Here is a 20212-nt window from a genome sequence, read left to right on the forward strand (position 1 = left end):
CCGCGCGGGCCGCCGAGCGCCGCCGAAACCGCCCGACTCAGGCGGCCGACTGCCAGGGCATGGGGCCAGGGGGCGCCCCGGCCGCCGTGTCCGCGAAGCGCAGCATGCGCTGGATGCCGTTGCGGTCCAGCACCAGCCGCACCAACTGCGTGCTCTCCTGGCGCCGGTCCGTCTCCTCCTCCTCGACGGTGAAGCGCAGCACGACGTCCACCGGATAACGCTTGGCGCCCCGGATGTGACCCACGGACAGGTCCGCCAGGTCCACGTACTCGAGCGCCAGCTCCGGCTCGTCCATGTCGCGCAGGAAGCGCTCCACGTTGAAGCGCAGGATGTCCGTCACGCCCGACAGGCCCCGCTCCGTGCGCGGCAGGAGCCGGGCGTCCAGGATGATGTGCTTCTGGTAGCGGATGACCGTCTCGGTCAGCTCGCCCTGGGACACGGTGAGGAAGTCGTCCTGGTGGCGCAGCGAGGCCACCGAGTCGGGGACCTTGGGCGCGTAGTCCACGCGCTCCTCGCACGTGCCGATGGTCCGCCCCGTCACCGGGTCCACCAGGTCCGCGGTGCGGTCCGACAGGTGCGTGGCCGCCACCCGGCTGAGCACCCGGCGCAGGCCCTCCTTGATGCGGTCCTTCATCATGTAGCCGACCACGGCGATGAGGAAGAAGTTGAGGCTCACCTGCGTGAAGCGGATCTGCGCCCACAGCGCCACCGCCGTCGCGAAGGCCATGGCGATGCCCGCCGCCAGCGCGAAGAGCACCTCCTCCCAGCCCTGCCGCTTCTGCCGCCGGCGCGAGGACAGGAAGAGCACGTTCATGCAGAACTTCTTCAGCATGCCCAGCCGCTGGATGTACTCCTCGTTGTCCCCCGTGGGGCTCAGCACGCTGCGAAGCCGGTGCTCCTTGCGGTAGGACTCCTCGCGCAGCACCGCCTCCATCAGCCCCTTGCGAAGCTGCAGCCACGGCTCCCCACGCGGAAGCGCCTTCATGTCCGCCACCGCGCGCCGGAAGCCGTTCTCCACCAGCAGGCTCACGTACTCGTCCACCAGCCGCAGCGACGCACGCGAGCGCTCCTGCAGCCGCAGCTCCCCCACCGAGCGCAGCCACTGCCGGAAGCGCGCGAGCACCTCGGTCACCCCCGCCTGCATCGCCACCACGTCCGACTCAGCGTCGCGCACGCCTCCGTGGGCAGCGCCACCGGCCCCTCGCAGCGCGTCTCCACGCCCGTGGCGAAGCGCCTGAGCGCCCCGCGCAGCACGCACGACAGGAGCTTCGCCTGGTAGACGATGTCCTTCTCCGAGCCCAGCCCCGTGCGCAGCCACGCCTCCAGCCGCACCAGCGGCGAGGCGTCCGACGTGAGCAGCTCCTGCACCGCCATCACCGGCGTCTTGAAGCGCACGTAGTTGTGGATGTCCGCGTAGAAGTCCGCGCGGGGGTACGTCTCCGCGTCGATGTTCAGGCTCCCCGGGAGGAACAGATGCGCCTCCACCAGGTAGCGCGTCTCGTCCGCCCCCGAGGGCTGGTACTCGAGCTTGATCTCGAACTGCTTCCGGTCGTGAACCTCGAAGCGGCTCTGCAGTGGCAGTGGGGCGGGTACCTGGGACACGTCCACACTCTACGTCACAACCCTGTCACGGGGGAGTGACGCCCCCGTGACGTCCTGCGGTCCACAACGGCCTCAGCCTCCCGTACCGGTCTTGGGAGTCGCAACCGGTTGGGTGACCACCGAGGCCCCCCCGACGGGCGCCGTCTTCGGCTGCGGGCGGGCATTCCACACCCGCGTGGCCAACAGCAGGCCCGCGAAGGACAGGGGCAGCATGGCCAGGGGCCAGTTGCCCCAGTTGTTGGGGTCCTTGGCCACCTCCCCTGCCGGGAGGATGCGCCCCAGCAGGATGGATTGGAGGGCGGTGCCCGCGTACACGGCGCCGTCGATGATGCCCACCGCGAGGCCCGCGTTCTTCTTGCCGCCGAAGTCCATGCTCGCCGTGCCCGACAGCATGCCGTGCACGCCGATGACACACAGGGACATGAAGATGACCGTCCAGCCGAGCGCCGGGCTGTTGAGCAGGAACAGCGTGGCCACCGCGCCCAGGCTCATGCCCGCGTAGAGCACCGCCGACACCGGCCCGCGCCGCGAGTCGAACACGCGGTCGCTGATGACGCCGGCGAACATGCCGCCGGTGATGCCCGCGACACACAGCAGCATGCCCCAGTTGGCCGCGACGAACGCCTCCGACAGGCCCGTCGCCTTCGCGAACTTGGGGTACCACTGCATGATGGCGTTGCGCATGAAGCCGCTGCAGAACTCCACCATCAGGATGATGATGATGGTGCGGTTGCTGATCATCTTCTTGAACACTTCCCACACGCTGCTGGACGCCGCCTCGCCGCTGGACGCGTCCGCGGTGTCGAAGTCCGGGTGGCCCGTGTGGCTGGGCGTGTCGCGGATGACGAAGAAGTCCAGCACCACGAAGGCCGCGAGGATCGCCGCCGGCACGAAGAACACCCAGTACGTGGGCGCCGCCTTGGCGATGAAGCGGCTCCAGTCGTAGGCGAAGTAGACGCCCAGCGAGATGAGGATGCCGAAGACGCCGCCCAGCTGACCGCGCTCGCGCACATGGAACCAGGACGCGTTCACCTTGACGATGGAGACCGCGCCGAAGCTCTGGAAGTACATGTTGACGGCGTAGAGGAACGACAGCGTCCCCACGATGCCGCCCGGCGGCTGCCAGCCCTCGGTGAGGACCTTGTAGACCACCACGCCCATCAGCACGTTGGCCACCGACGAGCCCGCGGCCGACAAGAGGATGGTCTTGCGGCCCCCGAGCCTGTCGGTCAGCGGTCCGTTGAGCAGGAACGCGCAGCCGTAGACGAGCGTGCCCCAGAAGAAGATGGTGCCGAAGTCCGCGTTGGACGTGTGGCCCTTCATCGCGCTGGTGGCTTCGTTGAGGTTGTAGCGCCCCATGTAGAGGAACGCGTACGTCATCCCCAGCGGGAACCAGTTGAAGAAGCGGCGTCGGCGGAAGGCGTCCGTGTGGCCCAGCTCCACCTTGGGCAGCCGCGCGAGCACGAGCGCGATGGCTCCCAGCAGGATGAGAATGGGCAACAGGTTGGCCAGCCACGGGGGCAGCGACGACATGCAGCGACCTCGGCAGTGGAGTGCGAAAACGCCGCGCACCCTACCCCGGCCGCCGCCCCCGGAGAAACTCCGTGCTCATCCCAATCGGGCGAGCAACCTCGTGAGCGCCACCTCCGTCTTCGCGTCCGGGATGTCCCCGCGCCGGCACGCCTCCAGCACCTCCCCCAGCGGGCGCCAGTGCAGCTGCGTCCCCTCCTCCAGGGGCGAGCCGTCTCCCTCGGGCTCCTCCTGCGACACGTCCGTGACGTCCACCGCCGCGGGGAAGACCTTCTCCGACAGGATGCCCGGCGCCAGGAAGAACGAGCCGCCCAACAGCTGGATGTCCTCGGGCCGCACCGGATAGCCCGCCTCCTCGTGGACCTCCGCCGCCGCGCGCTTCTTGAGGCCCTCCTCGCCCTTGTCCTCGGGCTCGAGCAGGCCGGCGACGATCTCCTCCACCCGCAGGTAGCCCGTGCCCGGGTCCGGCACCGTCATCGCGTCGCGTTGATCCTTCCGGAAGTACGCCGCGGGCCGGAGGTTCATCCGCGTCAGGACCTCGAGTCCCGCCGCACCGCGTCGATAGACGAGCACGGCGACGGCATCCAACCGGGGCCGGTCCACCACGTCGACGCGGTACACGGACGACGAGGAGCCATCCGCGCGTCGGTTGCGACACCGCAGCCGCTTCACTCGGAGGAAGCCTTCGTCGCAGCGCGCCGTAGACGAGAAATCCTCGATGATCTCGATGTCAGTCACACTGGAATGACGCTGCCGCATGTCTGCTTGCTCTCCGTGAAGGGGGGCCTGAATAGGGGGACTGTACGAATGCCATGGCGGCGTTGCTTGCCCGCCCGTGTCCGATACCGTACCTTGCGCCCGCTTTACTCCCGACGTCCTACCGAAACACGGAATCTCCTGATGCGTCGCCTCCTGCTCGGCCTCTTCTGCGCCCTGGTCTCGGCCTCATGCATGCCAGTGATGGAAGGCCAGGACTACAACCTCGAGGGGCAGGAGGTGCGGCTGACGCTCCTTCATACCTCGGACATCCACTCACGCCTCATCCCCTACGACTTCGCGCCGCTGAAGACGGACCAGGACCTGGGACTCATCCCGGAGGCCGGCCCGTTCGGTGGCGCCACGCGCATGGCCGCGGTGCTCAAGCGCGAGCGCGCCAAGGGTGAGCGGGTGCTGCACGTCGACTCGGGCGACTGCTTCCAGGGCGCCCCCATCTTCAACCTCAACAACGGTGAAGTGGAGTTCCGCTTCCTGTCGCAGGCCCGGCTGGACGCCGCGGTCATCGGCAACCACGAGTTCGACGCGGGCGCGCTGAACTTCACCAACCAGGCCAAGCAGTTCGCCTCGTTCCCGCTGCTCGCCGCCAACTACAACTGGAATGACTGGCGGCAGAACGGCAGCAACGAGACGGCGCTGGAGGCCGCGCCGTACACCATCCGCAACGTGAAGGGCCTGCGCGTCGCCATCATTGGCATGGCGAACATCTCCTCGCTCAACTCCATCGTCGAGGGTGGCAACAGCCTCCAGGTGACGCCGCTGGAGCAGAACGAGGTGGTGCGCGCGTACGTGGACCTGCTGCGGCCGGTCTCCGACCTCATCGTCATCGTCAGCCACCTGGGCCTCACCGAGGACCAGGACGTCATCCAGGGCTACGAGGCCTATTACGAGTACGGCCGCGCCCGCTCCTTCATCCGCCGCGAGAAGAACCCGTGGCAGGTGCTCGAGTGGTTCGGCCCCGAGGGCAACGACAAGTCCGTGGTGCGCGTCCAGATTCCGGGCGTCAGCGGCGTGGACGTGGTGATGGGCGGCCACCTGCACGTGGTGCTCAACCCGCCGCAGCTGCTCGCGGACCCCAGCGGCCGCAAGGTGGTGCTCTCGCACTCCGGCGCGTTCGCCAAGTACGTGGGCCGGCTGGAGCTGGTCGTGAAGATGCCGACGGAGCTCGGCGCTGGTGAGGGCGGCGAGGTCGTCAGCCAGGACTACCGCGTGTTCCCGCTCGACAGGCTCTGGTGTGACGAGGCCATGCGCAAGTACCGGTATGACTCGAACATCTTCTGGGAGGATGGCCAGTTCATCCAGACCCCCGAGGTCCGCGCGGCCATGGAGGCCTGCGAGGCCCAGGAGGACCGCCAGACGACGCACCTGCTCCAACCCTACATCATCGGCATGGACATGCGGCTGCAGCTCACGAACATCTTCTCCTACGCGCCCACGGACGTGACGCGCCGGAACAACTCCACGGGTGGCGACTCGCCCCTGGGCAACATCGCCGCGGACTCGATGCGCAAGCGTCGCCGCGTCGATGCGCAGATGGCGCTCACCAACTCGCTGGGCATCCGCGACAACCTCTATGCGGGCGTCATCACCCAGGAGTCGATGTTCAACGTGTTCCCCTTCGAGAACACCATCAACATCATGTACCTCTCCGGCAAGGAGATGCAGGAGATGTTCAACTTCGTCGCCGAGCGCTCCGCCGAGCGCGGCTGCGTCAGCCAGGCGCAGATCTCCGGCGCGAAGTTCACCATGGACTGCGCCCAGGTGCAGATCAACGACCTGCGCACCCCCTGCAACCTGGCCCTGAAGGGCGCCGACTGTCCCGCCCAGAGCCGCACGGGTCACGCGCCCTGGCAGTGCATCCAGGACGAGAGCAGCTCCTCCGACCGGGGCCGCTGCTACGCGAATCCCGGCACGGACATCTCGATCGGCCCCGAGCCGCTCAACCCGTTCGGCACCTACCGCGTGGCGGTGAACGACTACATCGCGAAGGGCGGCTCGGGCTTCAACGTGCTCAAGCGCAACACCACGCGCCAGGAGACGGGCATCTCGCTGCGTGACTCGCTCATCGGCTACATGCAGGACTTCTGCACCTGCGACGACATCAACGCGGGCTACGCGACGCGCGGCAACAAGCCGGGGGCACAGAGCTGTGGCAACCTCGTGAACGGCCAGTGGGTGGTCAACGACCGACTGCGCGCCGCGTGCCGCGAGATGCAGGACTACAAGAACGAGCTGGACGTGCGCGTCGGAAGCTGCACGTGCGGTGAGCTGCTGCGCAACGGCTTCGACCCGTCGGGCTGCGGCGTCGATACGGTCACCAACCCCGACCAGGCCCGCGCGGCCTGTATCTCCGGCAAGCAGGTGGGAACCTGCACCTGCGGAGACCTGGCCGCCCGCGGCTACAATCCTGCGGGTTGCAACATCCCCGACGTGGACACGCCCGAGGAGGCGCAGGCCGCTTGCGCGGTGTCGCCCGGTCCGTTCACGGGCCGCTGTGACTGCCGGGAGATCATCAGCGGCAGCAACCCCGTGTGCGGCACGGTGACCCAGCAGCTTCGCAACTTCTGTGACAACCCGACGGCGATGCCCATCGCCGACGCGGTGGATGACGGCCGCATCGGCCGGAGGGTGGAGCAATGAAGCGATTCGCTTTCCTGTCGGCGGTGGCCCTCGTCGCCGCGGGTTGTTACACCGACGAGACGCCCCAGCCCACCGGCCTCTCCTCGTTCAAGGTGACGGTGAAGGGCTTCTACGTCGCGGACTCCAACCCGCGCACGGCCGTGCCGGTGGTGGCGGAGTGTGCGACCGCGCACGGCGGAGGCAACCAGGCGGCGGTTCCCCTGGAGCTCCGCGGCACCAAGGACTGCCGGCTCGCCATGCCCCGCAGCGCGGTGGACGTGGACATCGACATCCAGGCGCTGGACGTGAAGGGCCAGCCCATGGAGTCGTTCAACGGCCCGGTGTCGTTCCGCACCGTCCCCGGCAACCTGACGGGTCCCTACCGCTACCGCTGGGTGCAGCTGACCAACGGCGTGGGCTCGGGCACCGTGCGCTCCTCCCAGCTCTACGGTGAGGCCCACGTGTGGGTCGAGGACGATCCGGTCGAGGTCGACTACGCGGATGGCGCCGTCGTCGACGGAGAGCTCCCGGTGGAGCCCGCCCAGCGCACCGCGGCCACGGGCCTGTCGCGCTCAGTGTTCTTCGAGGAGCCGACCATCTCCACGGTGCAGGTGCCGCAGAACAGCGACCAGCTCACCGCGTACGCCGGCACGTTCATGCGGATTGGCCGTGCGCCTGAGGCGGGTGCTCCCCTCCTGCAGAACTGCGAGCCGGATGATCCGAACCACAACCAGCCGGTGACGCTGTTGGTGACGGGCATGGACCCCAGCGGCTTCTTCGTGACGGACCTGACGGCCTGCCGCGTGCGCGAGGGCAGCATCCCCGGCGCCAACACCCAGACGGCGGAGCCCTCCGGCTTCTTCCCGGGCCGCTTCAACTCCATCTACATCTACAACTACTCCTACCCCGAGGGCCTGGACACCGGTGACCTGCTCTGGTCCATCGCGGGCTCGGTGCAGGAGTTCACCGCCACCACGCAGCTCACCTTCCCGTCGTGGAGCATCCGCGAGAAGGTCCGCCTGCTGCCGCAGTCGGAGTGGAACAAGTACCTGGCCCTGGCGCCTCCGACGGAGATCAACGGCCGGCTGTGTGGCCTCAGCGGCTCGCCCTACATCTCGGACGTGATGTGCGGCTATAGCTACGGCAACTACAAGATGGAGGGCCTGGAGTCCTCGCTGGTGAAGGTGCGCCGGGTGAAGTTCCCCACGGTGTTCCGCAACTGCGACGCCAATGGCAACGGCACCGTGCCCTTCTTCTGCCCTGACGCCCGCAACGGCGTCTTCGGCGCCTGCGGCGCGGACACGCCCAATGATCCGGACGTCCCCGAGCGTCAGTGCAATGTCGACTGCACACTGGGCATGGGCGAGTACCGCAACCAGATCTGCGCGGAGAAGAACACCTACGACAGCTTCGGGCAGTTCGTGGTGGAGATGGTCCCCATGGGCGCTCCCGAGGCGGGGCTGGACGACTCCGTGCCAGGCCGGCTGCACACGATCAACGCCGCGCCGCCGGTGGCTCCCGCCACCGAGGCGTGGACGCGCTCGACCAATACGTACAGCATCGGCGTGACGCTCAACATCTGGTGTGACAAGGCGACGAACGTGCGCTTCGGCAGCACGAGCGCCCCGGGCCCCGCGAGCAACGTCGCGCTGCCCGCAGCCACCCGCCTGGAGCACCTGATGGGCGACAACCAGATGGTGGTGTGGGTCTCCGTCGCGGACCCTGCCAACGGCGCGGCCCGCTGCACGGTGAGCCAGAACCAGAAGGCTCGCATCAACCTGGTGACGAAGGACGCGGTCCCCGACCTGGTGGTCAACTGCAACGAGCAGGACCCGGACGCGGAGCTGGCCCGGCAGTGCAAGCTCTTGCACGAGGCCACCTTCGACATCGTGGGCCACATGCGCCACGTGAGCGCGGCGCGCCCCCGGTGGATCATCCTGCCGCGGAGCCAGGACGACCTCTGCTGCTATCCCGGCCCGGGGCTGGAGTGCCCGAAGCCCATCAAGCCTTGCGTGAATCCTTAGACTTTTGACGAGCTCGTGCCCCGGTTCCACCGGGGCGCAGGGAGGAGCGTTCCAAGCGGGCGCTCCGTGGAGAGGGACATTGAAAACGCTGCAGAAGCTGGCCCTGTCGGGGCTTATCTCCTTGAGTGCGCCCGCCTGGGCCAGTGACTTCGTGGACACGCGTCTGTCGTTCGTCTTCGCGGACGACAACGTGCTTGCGGGTTCGGGTGAGACGACGCCCAACAGCCCCAATGCGCGGTTTGGCGCGGGTAACCAGAACACCCAGTTCTACGACAACTTCAACACCCGGTTCTCCGGCTTCGAGTCGCTCTCGAACGTGGTGCTCTACAAGAAGGCGCCCGCCTTCTTCGAGGGACTGACGACGGAGGCGGCCCTGACGCTGCTGGTGCTCGAGCGCCCCAGCGGTCAGGTGGCCATCCAGGACAACTCCAGCTACATCCGGCTCAACTACCAGCCGCCGGGCTGGGGTGAGAAGGAAGGCATCTCGCTGGTGGGCTTCCCGGTGTCCGCGGATCGCTTCCGTCTGGGCTATGCGTACCGCATCTCCTGGGGTGGCAGCGGCGCGTTCACCACGCGTTCGGCGACCAACGGCGTGCCCGGCGCGAAGCTGCAGATTACGCGGGACCGGTGGTACGCGTACGTCGGTGGCAAGACGGCGCTGGTGCAGAACGAGCTCATCCTCGAGGAGGAGACGCTCTACGGTGTGATGGCGGGCGCGGGCTGGGACATCCTGGACACGCTGCGCATCGAGGCGGGCGGCGGCTACTTCCAGAAGGGCCTGGTGCCGGGTCTCGCCACGCTGGGCGTGGAGGCGCCGGTGAACGCGGCTGGCGTGTCCGGTCAGGTCGTCTACCACGTGGGTGTGCCGGTCGGCACGAGCGTGGACTTCCGGCTCTACAAGAACGACCCGGAGATCTACGAGCGGTTCTTCGCGCCCGAGCAGTACCCGGGTGGCCTGTCCTACTCCGTGTCGCTCGAGGGCAGCTACCTGTCCCAGACGCTGGAGAAGCCGGACACGTTCGGTGCGACGCAGCCGCAGGGAGCCACGGCGCTGGCGCTGCAGGCGCGCGCGAAGCTGGGCTTCCTGCGCATGAGCCTGCTGGGCCTGTACCGCAGCCTCTCGTTCATCCAGTTCGACGTGCCGGGCTTCCCCCCGTTCCAGGACTTCCCCGAGGGTACGAAGCTGAACCCGGAGATGTTCCTGGCGCTGGGCGCGGACTACCACCTGCCCGAGCTGCACTTCACGCCGGGCTTTATCGTGGGCGTGCAGCGTCCGGCGTCGTTCCGCAGCCCCACCCCGCTGCTGGGCGGCAACGACACGCCGCCGAGCCTGGCGGGGACGCGCACGGTGGTGGTGCGTGACGTGAACATGCTGAGCATCCTGCCGGAGACGTGCGGTGGCTCTGGCTCGTGCGAGGCGGAGCCCATCTACTCGGCGAAGGCGACGTTCCGCTGGGATCTGTCCGACTCCGTCGCGGCGGTCGGCGAGGTCTACTACACGTACGACACGAACCGGACCACGTTCCGTGACGACATCACGGGCGTCGCGCAGCCGACGTTCGAGAAGCCGCACGCGCTGGGCTTCAACACGCTGCTGCAGGCGCGCTTCTAGAACTCACTCGCGCTGAAGCCAGACGGCCCGGTTCCCTTCCCTGGGAGCCGGGCCGTTGTCGTTCGTGGGCATCGTATGAAGCACCTCGCGTCGAGCCTATTGCGAATCACCCACCGCCTCAGACGACCACTCGAGCAATGCATGCCCGCCCAGAAGTAGTCGTCGCGACGACCACCACGACGCAAGAGGCTGTACCGCACCGGGTTGTTGAGACACCAGGTTGGTTGCAATCAGGCCGCCTGCTTCGACTGCATCAGCTCTCATCGGGCCTGACTCGGCGAGAGGAAATGGTGACGCTTCAGCAGCCAGTGCTCGTTGTGCCAGTGGTCCCGCTCCAGCAGCGGCCTCAGAAGGTCCCCCCTGTGGCAGGGAAGTTGTCGCCTCCTGGCCAAGGGCGTGCGCCTGGAGGTTGTCTGCGAGCGGCTGGGCGTGGCTGCGCGCACCATTCAGCGGTGAGTACGTGGCCAGCGAGGCGAGCGTCTACCGGGTGCTGCGCGAAGCCGGGCAACTGCCCCACCGCGGCCATACCAAGGCGCCCTCGCCCAGGCCCCGGGCCGCGCACACCGCCACCCGCCCCCAACCAAGTATGGAGCTGGGACATCACCTACCTGAAGGGCCCGGTGAAGGGCGCCTTCCTCTACCTGTACCTGGTGGTGGACGTCTTCAGCCGCCGCGTCATGGGCTTCGCGGTGCACGAGGAGGAATCGTCCGAGCTCGCCTCGGCCCTCATCCGTCGCTCCTGGCAGGAGGCGGGCTGCCCCGAGGGCCTGGTGCTGCACTCGGACAACGGCGGGCCGATGAAGGGCGCCACGCTTCTGGCCAGCCTTCAGTGGCTGGGCGTCACGCCGTCCTTCAACCGACCCCGCGTCTCGGATGACAATGCCTTCTCCGAGGCCCTCTTCCGTACGCTGAAGTACCGCCCCAGCTTTCCCCAGAGGCCCTTCGCCTCCGCCGAGAACGCGCACGACTGGGTGACGCGCTTCGTGGGCTGGTACAACACTGAGCACCTACATTCGACCATCCGATTCGTCACACCCGACGACAGGCACTTCGGCCGCGAGACGGCGCTGCTGGCCCGACGCCACAGGGTGTACCAGCGTGCCCGAGCCCGTCACCCCGAGCGCTGGAACTTCTTCCGCCACTCGCTCACCGCCGCGGTAGCCACCCAGCTCTCAAGATAGCGCGTCGACCTCCTTGCCCTTGAGCAGCCGGAGCACGGCCTCCCTCTTCCGCGTCGCCGAAAACCGACGGCACGCTGCGGTCCTGGCTTACTTCTGCTTCTTCACGTCCACGTCACGAGGGGGAGGCTATCCCCCAGAGAGGTGTCTCAGGAATCCCAGGGGCGGAAGATTCCCCGTTCGTGACGCCGAGAAGTCATCGGACCCTGCTGCGAAAACAGCTGCCTTGTCCACCTTCACGACGGAGAGGCATCGACCAACTGAAACTCGTGCAAGAATTCAACACGCAGATCGCCATCCACGAACAAGAAGCCAGAGTTCGTCACCTCGATTCGAGGAGACGAAACTTTCCACCAGGTGCGTCCCCAAATCCCCACGCACCCAATCAACACCAAGTAGACACGGTGGCTGCCATCCGCGACACTCAGCTCAATAACGAGCTTATCGTGCGTTGAGGTGTAGCTCCACACCTGAGCTGTCCCGCCGATATAGGCTGAAAGTGCGGCTCCGGTTCTGACCAAGTCCATGTGACGCCTCTATTTCAGCGCGGGGGGCGGAACAACCACGCCACCCGGTCCGTAGAATGTCGTCTTCGACAACAAATTCGGGCTCGTAAGGACTTTATGAAGTTCCCAGGCAGTGATCGTGTGATCGCCGAATGTCGGATTGAGCGCGTACTGCCTGAACCGTGCGAGATCGAACTGATCGAGATTGAAGTGGATATGACGAGCATTCTGCATGTGCTCAACCAGGGTTGCCTCTAGACGCTCCATGCTGCCCGGCCACCACGTTCCTTCCAGTTGACCATAGGTCTTGGCATTCACGCGCTCAGAAAAGCGCTTGAGCAAGAGCGGGCTTCCCGTTTCACGATGTTTGGCGAGCCCCAATGCCATGTCGAAGGCCCCCTCGACCGCTTCGCCCCCCGCGCTAATAGCTGAGGTGTTGTGCACCCAGGTGGATAGCTCCCCCACGAAGTACGTGTGCGCGCCATCGACCTCGAAGTTGTAGACAGTCTCCCGCCCCGGCACGGACTGGAGCGAAGCGACCAGGACTCGATTCCCGGTTGCGGTCTCGAGTTCGTCTCCAGGAGAGAGCGCCTGAGCCTCGACCCAGCCCTGGCCCGAAACCCAGAACGGATGCTCCGCAGTGACGCCCAGGACATCGAGCGAACCCGCATCTCCGGAGATGACCTCCACCATGAACACAGCCCGCATCGGACGAACGAAGGTCCGCGTCACCTGATGCCAGCCAGGCACCTGGGTCTTCTCGTCCCAGGCCCAGACCCAGTCGCCTTCCCTCACATCTTCGATGGGCAACGGCCCGGCCAGTGTGAGCACCGGAGTGCCCGCGATGAAGCACCCGCCTCCGAGCAGGACTCCTTCGAGCCCCCTCAATCCACCGCTCCCTGCAGCTCGTAGTGTCACTGCTCCATCAATGATCGCCGCACGAAGCGCCGCCCCCCCCAGACGTGCGATGCCACGCGTGGCCATATCAATCGCCACGATCTCCAGGCCCCACACAAGTCCTTTACCCGCGAGGAGGCGGTAGTGGTTGAAGACCGCCGTCTGCCGCTCATGCTCGGTGCCATAGAACTCAGGCAGGGCTGGGGACGGGGCGAGCGGCCGCAGCGAGCCCTTCATGGCACGCTCCATGACGAGCCGCTGGTTCTCGGCCCCCTGCGCCCGCGCCCTGGCTCCGTTCTGGTCCGCGGACTGAGAGCCGTCCGGAGGCGGCGTCCCCCACTGCGCGGCGCCCACGCCCTGCTCCCCGAAGATCTCCGTCGGATCGTACCGAGGCGCCGTCACCACGGTCTCCCCCCCTAAGGACAAGTCTGCTCCCTCCGCCTCGAACCCCGTCGGATCGGTCCACCTGAGCGGGTTGTTCAGCGTGTAGGCATACCGATTGTAGGACTGCCCATCCTGAGGGAACTGGATGAACGGGTCCGGCGTGAGGAAGCGCGCGGTCTCCGGGTCGTAGATGCGCCCGCCCATGTTCACCAGGCCGAACTCGTCATCACTCTCATGCCCGGTGAAGCTCTTCCTCACCGCTCCCGAGGCCACGGAAGCCGCCACGGGCAAGGCGTGAGGCAGGCGCCCATCCCCGAACGGCTCGAACTTCATCCGCTCGCCATCGAGCACGTTGCCCAGCGCGTCCACCACGCGCTCGGTGGACCCCAGGTGGTCTCCCAGCAGATACAACGTCTGATCGGCCCCGCCGTCCACCCAGTGGACCTGCGCGACAGGACGCCCACCGCCCGTCACGTAGAAGATGTGCTGCGTCTGGCCCCCTTGCTGGCGCTTCTCGTAGAGACTGCCGACGTAGGTCGTCACACCGCCCAGGCTGCTGCGCTTGAGGACGCGGCTCTGCCCGCCGTCGTACTTGAAGCTCACCTCCCGCCCCGGACCGGTGATCTGCTTCGGGAGATCGAACGCGGTGTAGCTCACATTCCGACCAGGGGCGCTCACCTGGTTGCCGCTGGCGTCGTAGCCGTAGCTCCCCAACTGGGTCTGCTTCACCGCGTGAGGCCCCGCACCCGCCCCCGTGTACGTGCCCGTCGTCGCCGTCCCGCTGCCCTCCAGCACACGGCGCTCCAGCAGGTTCCCCAGGTCGTCGTAGCGATACTCCAACGCGGACCTGCGGCAGTTCTGGAAGACGGTCCATTTGGTCAGCCGGTCCAGCGTGTCGTACTCGAAGTCCTCCGTCGTCCGCGCGAGCGTGTCGCCACGGCTCTTGAGGTTCCCTTCCAGATCCCACTCGTAGGCCAACCCCTGAAGCACGGTGCTCGCACGGCGTGAATCGATGAAGCGCAAGCGCCCGCGCAAGTCATGGCGGCGAGAGGTCACCACATCGTTTCCAAGCTGCTCGGCCGTCAACTGCCCGAAGTCGTCGTGCGCCTGCGCCGTCCAGAACGCCTTCGTCGCGGACGGGGCACGGACGTCCTTCAGGAAGCCGTAATCCGTATAGGCGTGCACCAGGGAGAAGCGCCGCGCCCCGACCTGGGGATAGAGCAACGTCGAGAGCCGCCCGTTCGTGTCATAGGTCCGATTGACGGTGTAGGCCGCTCCCTCGATGGTCCAGGTGCTCTGCTCCAGCAGTCCCTGCCCGTTGTACAGGTGCGAGACCGTCACGCCATCCGGACTGGTCGAACTGGTCAGCGCGCCCTTCAGGTCCGTGTCCCACTCCTGGGTATACGCACCATCGTTCGTGGTCACCCGGACCTGTCGCCCCAGCGCATCGTAGGTCTCGTAGAGCGTCTGGTGGCCATTGCCGTCAGTCTCGACGCGAGGCTCGCCGAACGCGTTGTAGCTGACGGTGGTCACGCCCGAGTCGGGGTCCGTCACCTTCGTCCGACGGCCTCGCACGTCGTGCTCGAGCACGACCACGTTGCCCTGGGAGTCCGTCACCCGCCGAAGGACGCCGAAGGGGCCGTACTCGTACGTCGTGCGAATCTCCCGCCCACTCGCGTCGTAGGCACTGCTCGCCACGGCCTGCCCCACTGCGTTGGCCACCTGCGTGGTCTTGTTCCCCCGCTCATCTAGCGTGGTCGTCGTCAGCCCCACGTAGGAGTTCGTCACGGTGCCGCCCTCCGGCGCGGTGAGCGTCAGGCGTCGTCCCAACAGGTCATGGGTCGCCACCAGGTAGCGCGCCGGAGCCGTGCCCGAGAAGGGACGCGACATGCGCGTCTTCTGCCCCAACTCGTCGTACTCGCTGCGCACCGTGATGACGCGTCCATCGAACCCCCGGGTCTCGCGGCGAATCTCCCGGCCATAGTTGTCGACCGTGGTCGCGACCTCCTGGCCACCGAGCGTCCGGGTGGTGACACGCATCCAGCCCAGGGAGTCCGCGCCGTAGCTGACAAGCTCGGTCTCCCCCGATGGAGATACCGTGCTGCGGAGACGTCCGAAGCCGTCTCGCTTGTGATGCGTCAACAGCCCGTTGGCGTCCTCGATGACCAAGGGAGCATCGAGCCCAGGATGATAGGCGACGCGGCCGCGATGTCCCGCCGCATTGAACGTCGTCACGGGGAGCAGGTGCTCGGTCGGGTCGAACTGCGTGGTCTCCACCCGCGTCGTGCCGGAGCCCGTAAGCTCCACACGCTCCACCAGGCCGAACGCGTCGCGGCCGTAGGTGGCCGTCAGCATCTCGTCGACGCTCCCCGAGGGCTCCTGCACCGTGCGGGTCACCAGGCCGCGGCTGTCATAGTCATGCGTCTCGACCCTCGACCGGGTCAGCCCATCGGCCGTGGTGCTCGTGGTGACCACTCGACGGGGAAGCCCGATGAGCCAGGACGTCGCCAGGTTGTCGATGAGCGGCACTTCCTTCCGGGCCGACCACGTGCGTCCGGACAGGACTCCCCCGACGACTTCGTCCTCGAGCACTTCGGACACCGTGTCGTTGCCGTAGGCGTCATTCGTCCGGGTCTGTCGGCTCCGTCGGACCAGCGAAAGCGTCGTCCCGGTTCCCTCCCGATATTCATCCGTCACCAGGCTCGGATAGAGGAAGGGGCGCTGCGCCGCGCTGGTGCCAACGGTGTACTGGAACGAGCGCTGGTGCTGGTGCTTCAGTCCGGACGCCAGGGTGATGTCCGTCGTCTCCGTCACGGGGCGCCCCGCGCGCAGGTAGAGGCCGACATCCTTCGTCTGATTGTCGTAGGTGGTGACGGTCGTGGCGTTCGTCCGCGGGTTGAGGACCGTGCGCTTCGCGAAGCCCAACCAACCGCGTCCCTGCACATCTCCTCGGGCCGCCTCATAGCTGTAGTAGAGCGTGTTGAAGCGATTGAGCTGGGTCCCATCGTCGAGCCCCGACTCCACGACGACCCACATGTTCGTCGGGCACCGTTGCGGATAGGTGCACGTCCCGGCCGTATAGATGCGGGGCTGTCCCGACTCCGCGGGCTGTTGGAGGAAGTGCTGGTAGCGGACCGTCACGGCCTTGCCGTGCTTGCCGACCCGGACGGAGGTCAGGGCATCCGGAAGCTCTCCCCGGCGGACATAGACCTTGAGCAGGCCATAGTTCGGACGATTTCCATTCTCGATGCTGAGGTCATCCTCCATCTGGATGATGTCCGCCAAGCCATCACCATTCGCATCCAGGACGTGGGAGAACCGCTGTCCGTATCCATAGATGGCCGATGACGACGTACCTCCCGTGGACTGGCCGACCAGGATGTCCAGCTCCCGGGGTTCGAAGTGGTCATCACGACTCAGCAGGACCCACATCTTCGTGCGCGTCGTGCCATTGGCGTTGGTTGCACCGGAGTCCGTCAGCAACAGGTCCTGCCGACCATCCCGATCGAAATCGAGGATCCTCACGCCCGGGTCGAGCCCCTTTTGAGTGGGCTGAATCCACGACGGGCTGAGTTCATGCAGGTCGGACAGGTCCTGCCACACGGGAGGAAGAAACCCGTTGCCCGTGTTGATGAAGATGCCGACGTCTCCCGGGAACTTCTGTCCCAGCTCCGTCTCACGCTCACGGCGGGCGCTCACCGCATCCGCGAGGCCGTCCCCGTTCACATCCAGGAACCAAGTCCTGTTGTAGATCCTCCTCGCCCCCGTGTTCGGCCCGCTGGCCACGGGCACCGCGGGAAGCGCCGTCGGAACGATGTTCGATACGCCCGGCGCACCGAGCCCCACCGAGAAGTACTGGGAGGAATAGCCATCGCTGGTGGGATGCGCTCCCGCGCGAACCAGCACCTCGGTGCTGCCGTCACCATCGACATCGACGGTGTAACCCGCATGGTCGATACCCGAGGCGAGCGGGATCTGCGTGTAGGTCGACAGGGACAACCCACCGAGATTCATCCGGTACGCCCAGGTGAAGGGCTGAGGCGCCTGGGTCGAACGGAAGAGCTCCGGCATGCCGTCGCCATTGAGGTCGGCCACATGCATCACCGGGATTCGCGAACGCGAGCTGCTGACGGGCTCCCACCAGAACTGATGGATTTCCGTCGCCTCGATGCCCGCGGACACGAACTTCGTCCCATCGAACGAGTAGAGCTGGAACTTGCCATTCTGTCCGGTCCAGTCCGCTCGCTCGACGACGATGACCTCGGGGATGCCATCCCCGTTCATGTCGGCGATGCGGAGGTCGTCGTCGCTGTTTCCAACCTTGGAGACAGGCAACTTCGCTTCCGTCGCGGGACCGTAGATCCCTACTCCCGTCGCCAGCCGGTAGTACCAGACCGAGTCGCCCAGTTCGATTCTCGTGCCGTTGCCATCGGTCACCGGCCCCGCCGTGTCATTGCGGCGATAGAGGAGGTCGTCGCGCCCGTCGCCGTTGATGTCCAGCGTGTGCAGCGTCCAGAAATCCTGGACCCCCTGAATGAGAGAGCCGCCCGCAGTGTGCAACGGCGCCCCCCGGGTCTTCACGTCGCGGATGGGGACAAACGTGCTGCCAGACTGCTCCGACGCCGTCACGACGTTGAAGTCCTGGAGCGACACGACGGGGTCGTCACAGTCGTTATCCGGACTCGCACTGCAGTCGATGCCCGGCGTGTAGTCGAAGTCGAGAGGATCCCGGCAGATACCCTGGCCATCACACTCGAAAACCTGCTCGAGGAGGCTGCGACGGGTGACGCGCGCGGTGCGATACCTCAGCTCGAAGGAGCGCAGCAGGACGTCGTCCACCGTGGACGGCGACGACGCGAGTCCTGGGCCATACATGTTGATGCGCGATAGACGCTGGGCCGATCGGAGCTTGAGTCCCGACACGAAGCGGACCTCGACATCCGGGCGAGTGGTCGCGTCGTAGGCGAATCGGACACTGCGCCGCCTCATCGCCCCCGTGGCATCGCTCGTGTGTCCGGTGTAGTCGATGCGCTCCGGAACGTGCTCATAACCGGTGGTGGCGCCTCCACTCAGCAGGTAGCGGATCCGCAGGTCGTTGCCAGCCCGGTCGCGAACCTCGGACAGCGCCCAGCCCAATCGGACCGGCGTCGCCTCCACACCTTGCGTGACGACTCCCGTCACGGGGTCCGCGCTGACGCTCAGTCGGTGTCCTTCCAGTCGGGAATGCGTCTCCGCATACCGTCCGTAGGACATGATGCGCCCGTCCTTCTGGTGCGCCTCGAAGTAGTCCGGCGCGCCAGTGCCATCCAGGTAGGCCAGGACCTTGGTGAAGGATTCGACCTCCGTCCTGTACTCGATGAGGTTCGCGCCACTGGAGACGACCACCAACCGCTGACCATCCAGACAAAAGGCATCCGTTGGAAGGAACCGAACGGGCGCGGTCAGACCGTCCTGCGCGAAGGTCCTCCGGCAGCGAGAAATTTGGGAGAATCCCTTCAGCTCCCAGCCCACTCCAAGCAGACCATTGTCGGCACGGCTGTGATAGGCCAGCGAGAGCCGGGGCTCCACTCCACCTCGCCCCGAAGGGCTCCAGAGCGGAATCGAGTAGGTCGCCGCACCATCCGAGGTCACCTCGAACTGTGCATCCACCATCATCGGTGTGGTGCCCGTCGACTTCTGCTCGGTGGGCAGGATGGACGAGGCCGGAATGCTCAGGGGGGCATCACTGAGCTGGCGGACGACTCGCGATGCGCGAGCGTCCTTCGGGTCCGACGACTCCGTCGGTGTTCCGCAACCACTCAGCCCCAGAACCAGGCAGAGACTCGAGACGAATGACGACGTGACGCGCTTCATGGCCAACGTCCTTGTGGGTCGGAAGACCCGGATTGAAGCTCGAATGAGGGAGTACCTCGGCATCCACCGCCCAAGTGGGCGGAGGCGCCGAGACCGCAGATTCAAGATGTCCGTCAGGGCGCGAAGCTCGCGCCGCAAGGGCCGCAGTCGAGCGGCCCACCGCATCCATCCGTGATGACGCCGCAGGTGACGGACTGCTGCGCGCAGGTCCTGGGAACACACGCCCCGACACACACGTTGTTATTGCAGAGCTGCCCCGTCCCGCAGGTGCCGCAGTTCAGCATCGCGCCACAACCATCCGGAATGGTCCCGCAGCTCTTGCCCTGGGCGGCACAGGTGGTCGGCGCGCATGTGCACGCCCCTGTGTCCATGCGGCAGATGCCATTCTCGTCGATGACGCCATCACAGTCGTCATCCAGGCCATTGCAGGCCTCCGCGGGAGCATTGCAGACGCCGGACCAGAAAACGGAGAGGCAGGCCTCCGTCGACCCCGGACAAGCGCCCCCTGGGCCCACACAGCTCCGGGTCAGGGTATAGGGCCCCTTGCCTGGCGCGTTGTTGATGATCCCGTCCTGGTTGTCGTCGCAGCCATTACACCGCTCTTCGGTGGGCGTGTCGCGCGTGCACGGACCGGCCGTCCCATCCTCGGCACACCACCGCCTTGCGGCATGTCCATCACAGTCGTCGGAACAAGAAAGGAACTGGGTGCCCACCTGAACCTTGCAGACGAGCTGTCCCCCGACACAGTGCATCTTGCCGAAGCATCCGTTCTGCTTGGCGTCACAGATGATGGTCGGGACGTAGTCCTCATCGATCAAGCCGTCGCCATCATCGTCGCAACCATTGCAGTTGTTGTCCTGCGCCAGGTAAGCGGTGCAGGAGTTCGAGATTACGGAGCCTTCCGCAGTGCACCGGCGCGTTCCCGTACGTCCACAGACAGAACAGGTTGCGGTGGAGGTGCCGTCGAACATCTCGCAATCACTCCAGTACAAGTCACAGGTCATCCTGCCGTTGCAGGAATTCACCGTACAGGCCTTGGAGCCACCTGGAGGAGAGCATGCGCCTCTCGCATCCGACGCCAGCACTCCGACGAGGAGCATGCTCAAACACGACAAGGCCTGAATGATGCGCTTTCCGACTCTGATGCCTTGTCCCCTCCTCCGCGTGGTGGTCGCAATGGTTGGAGAGCCAATAGAGGACGTAACCGCGAGAGCTGTCGGAGCAGACATGATC

Annotated in this window: 11 protein-coding genes; 4 read left to right on the top strand and 7 right to left on the bottom strand. The window is 66.4% G+C overall.

The annotated features are described in order from the left end of the window. Positions 1 to 37: 37 nt before the first annotated feature. The 4 genes from OWM54_RS04650 to OWM54_RS04665 all read right to left on the bottom strand — a co-directional run bounded on the left by OWM54_RS04650 (position 38) and on the right by OWM54_RS04665 (position 3891). Entirely contained in the window at positions 38 to 1174 is a 1137-nt protein-coding gene (locus OWM54_RS04650) for a hypothetical protein (protein ID WP_267696722.1), read from the bottom strand. Continuing rightward, entirely contained in the window at positions 1129 to 1602 is a 474-nt protein-coding gene (locus OWM54_RS04655) for a hypothetical protein (RefSeq protein WP_267696723.1), read from the bottom strand. Before OWM54_RS04655 ends, OWM54_RS04650 begins: the two co-directional genes overlap by 46 nt. A 72-nt stretch (positions 1603 to 1674) precedes the next feature. Then, positions 1675 to 3135, bottom strand: coding sequence for an MFS transporter (locus OWM54_RS04660; protein WP_223746776.1), 1461 nt, complete (start codon positions 3133 to 3135; stop codon positions 1675 to 1677). A 75-nt stretch (positions 3136 to 3210) separates the two neighbouring features. Further along, positions 3211 to 3891 (bottom strand): NUDIX hydrolase, encoded by a 681-nt coding sequence (locus OWM54_RS04665; protein WP_141323239.1) that lies wholly within the window; start codon positions 3889 to 3891, stop codon positions 3211 to 3213. Between the two features lie 141 nt (positions 3892 to 4032). Here OWM54_RS04665 and OWM54_RS04670 point away from each other — a divergent pair, with 141 nt between their 5' ends. The 4 genes from OWM54_RS04670 to OWM54_RS04685 all read left to right on the top strand — a co-directional run bounded on the left by OWM54_RS04670 (position 4033) and on the right by OWM54_RS04685 (position 11342). Further along, on the top strand, positions 4033 to 6546 hold the full coding sequence (locus OWM54_RS04670) for a bifunctional metallophosphatase/5'-nucleotidase (protein WP_267696724.1): 2514 nt from the start codon (positions 4033 to 4035) through the stop codon (positions 6544 to 6546). Then, entirely contained in the window at positions 6543 to 8549 is a 2007-nt protein-coding gene (locus OWM54_RS04675) for a hypothetical protein (protein WP_223783006.1), read from the top strand. Before OWM54_RS04670 ends, OWM54_RS04675 begins: the two co-directional genes overlap by 4 nt. Before the next feature lie 79 nt (positions 8550 to 8628). Beyond that, positions 8629 to 10161: a hypothetical protein gene (locus OWM54_RS04680; protein ID WP_141323235.1), complete on the top strand. Its 1533-nt coding sequence runs from the start codon at positions 8629 to 8631 to the stop codon at positions 10159 to 10161. Positions 10162 to 10781: 620 nt separating this feature from the next. Continuing rightward, complete coding sequence (locus OWM54_RS04685) at positions 10782 to 11342, top strand: DDE-type integrase/transposase/recombinase (RefSeq protein WP_267696725.1); 561 nt, start codon at positions 10782 to 10784, stop codon at positions 11340 to 11342. A gap of 233 nt (positions 11343 to 11575) precedes the next feature. Here the strand turns inward: OWM54_RS04685 and OWM54_RS04690 are convergent, their stop codons facing one another. The 3 genes from OWM54_RS04690 to OWM54_RS04700 form a co-directional block, all read right to left on the bottom strand. Further along, the gene (locus OWM54_RS04690; RefSeq protein ID WP_267696726.1) at positions 11576 to 11866 is read right to left on the bottom strand and encodes a hypothetical protein; all 291 of its coding nucleotides are present in this window, start codon (positions 11864 to 11866) and stop codon (positions 11576 to 11578) included. A gap of 9 nt (positions 11867 to 11875) precedes the next feature. After that, positions 11876 to 18979, bottom strand: coding sequence for a polymorphic toxin-type HINT domain-containing protein (locus OWM54_RS04695; protein WP_267696727.1), 7104 nt, complete (start codon positions 18977 to 18979; stop codon positions 11876 to 11878). A 113-nt stretch (positions 18980 to 19092) separates the two neighbouring features. Beyond that, positions 19093 to 19950 (bottom strand): hypothetical protein, encoded by an 858-nt coding sequence (locus OWM54_RS04700; protein WP_267696728.1) that lies wholly within the window; start codon positions 19948 to 19950, stop codon positions 19093 to 19095. Positions 19951 to 20212: the final 262 nt, after the last annotated feature.

Origin of the sequence: Myxococcus sp. MISCRS1 (genome assembly GCF_026626605.1) — a bacterium.
In the GTDB taxonomy this organism is placed as follows: Bacteria; Myxococcota; Myxococcia; order Myxococcales; family Myxococcaceae; genus Myxococcus; species Myxococcus fulvus.

What these genes read in the sequence shown, in the direction of transcription:
- OWM54_RS04660 (WP_223746776.1), bottom strand. Translation starts at nt 3,135, where the DNA reads ATGTCGTCGCTGCCCCCGTGGCTGGCCAACCTGTTGCCCATTCTCATC.
- OWM54_RS04665 (WP_141323239.1), bottom strand. Translation starts at nt 3,891, where the DNA reads ATGCGGCAGCGTCATTCCAGTGTGACTGACATCGAGATCATCGAGGAT.
- OWM54_RS04670 (WP_267696724.1), top strand. Translation starts at nt 4,033, where the DNA reads ATGCGTCGCCTCCTGCTCGGCCTCTTCTGCGCCCTGGTCTCGGCCTCA.
- OWM54_RS04675 (WP_223783006.1), top strand. Translation starts at nt 6,543, where the DNA reads ATGAAGCGATTCGCTTTCCTGTCGGCGGTGGCCCTCGTCGCCGCGGGT.
- OWM54_RS04690 (WP_267696726.1), bottom strand. Translation starts at nt 11,866, where the DNA reads ATGGACTTGGTCAGAACCGGAGCCGCACTTTCAGCCTATATCGGCGGG.
- OWM54_RS04695 (WP_267696727.1), bottom strand. Translation starts at nt 18,979, where the DNA reads ATGAAGCGCGTCACGTCGTCATTCGTCTCGAGTCTCTGCCTGGTTCTG.
- OWM54_RS04700 (WP_267696728.1), bottom strand. Translation starts at nt 19,950, where the DNA reads ATGTTCGACGGCACCTCCACCGCAACCTGTTCTGTCTGTGGACGTACG.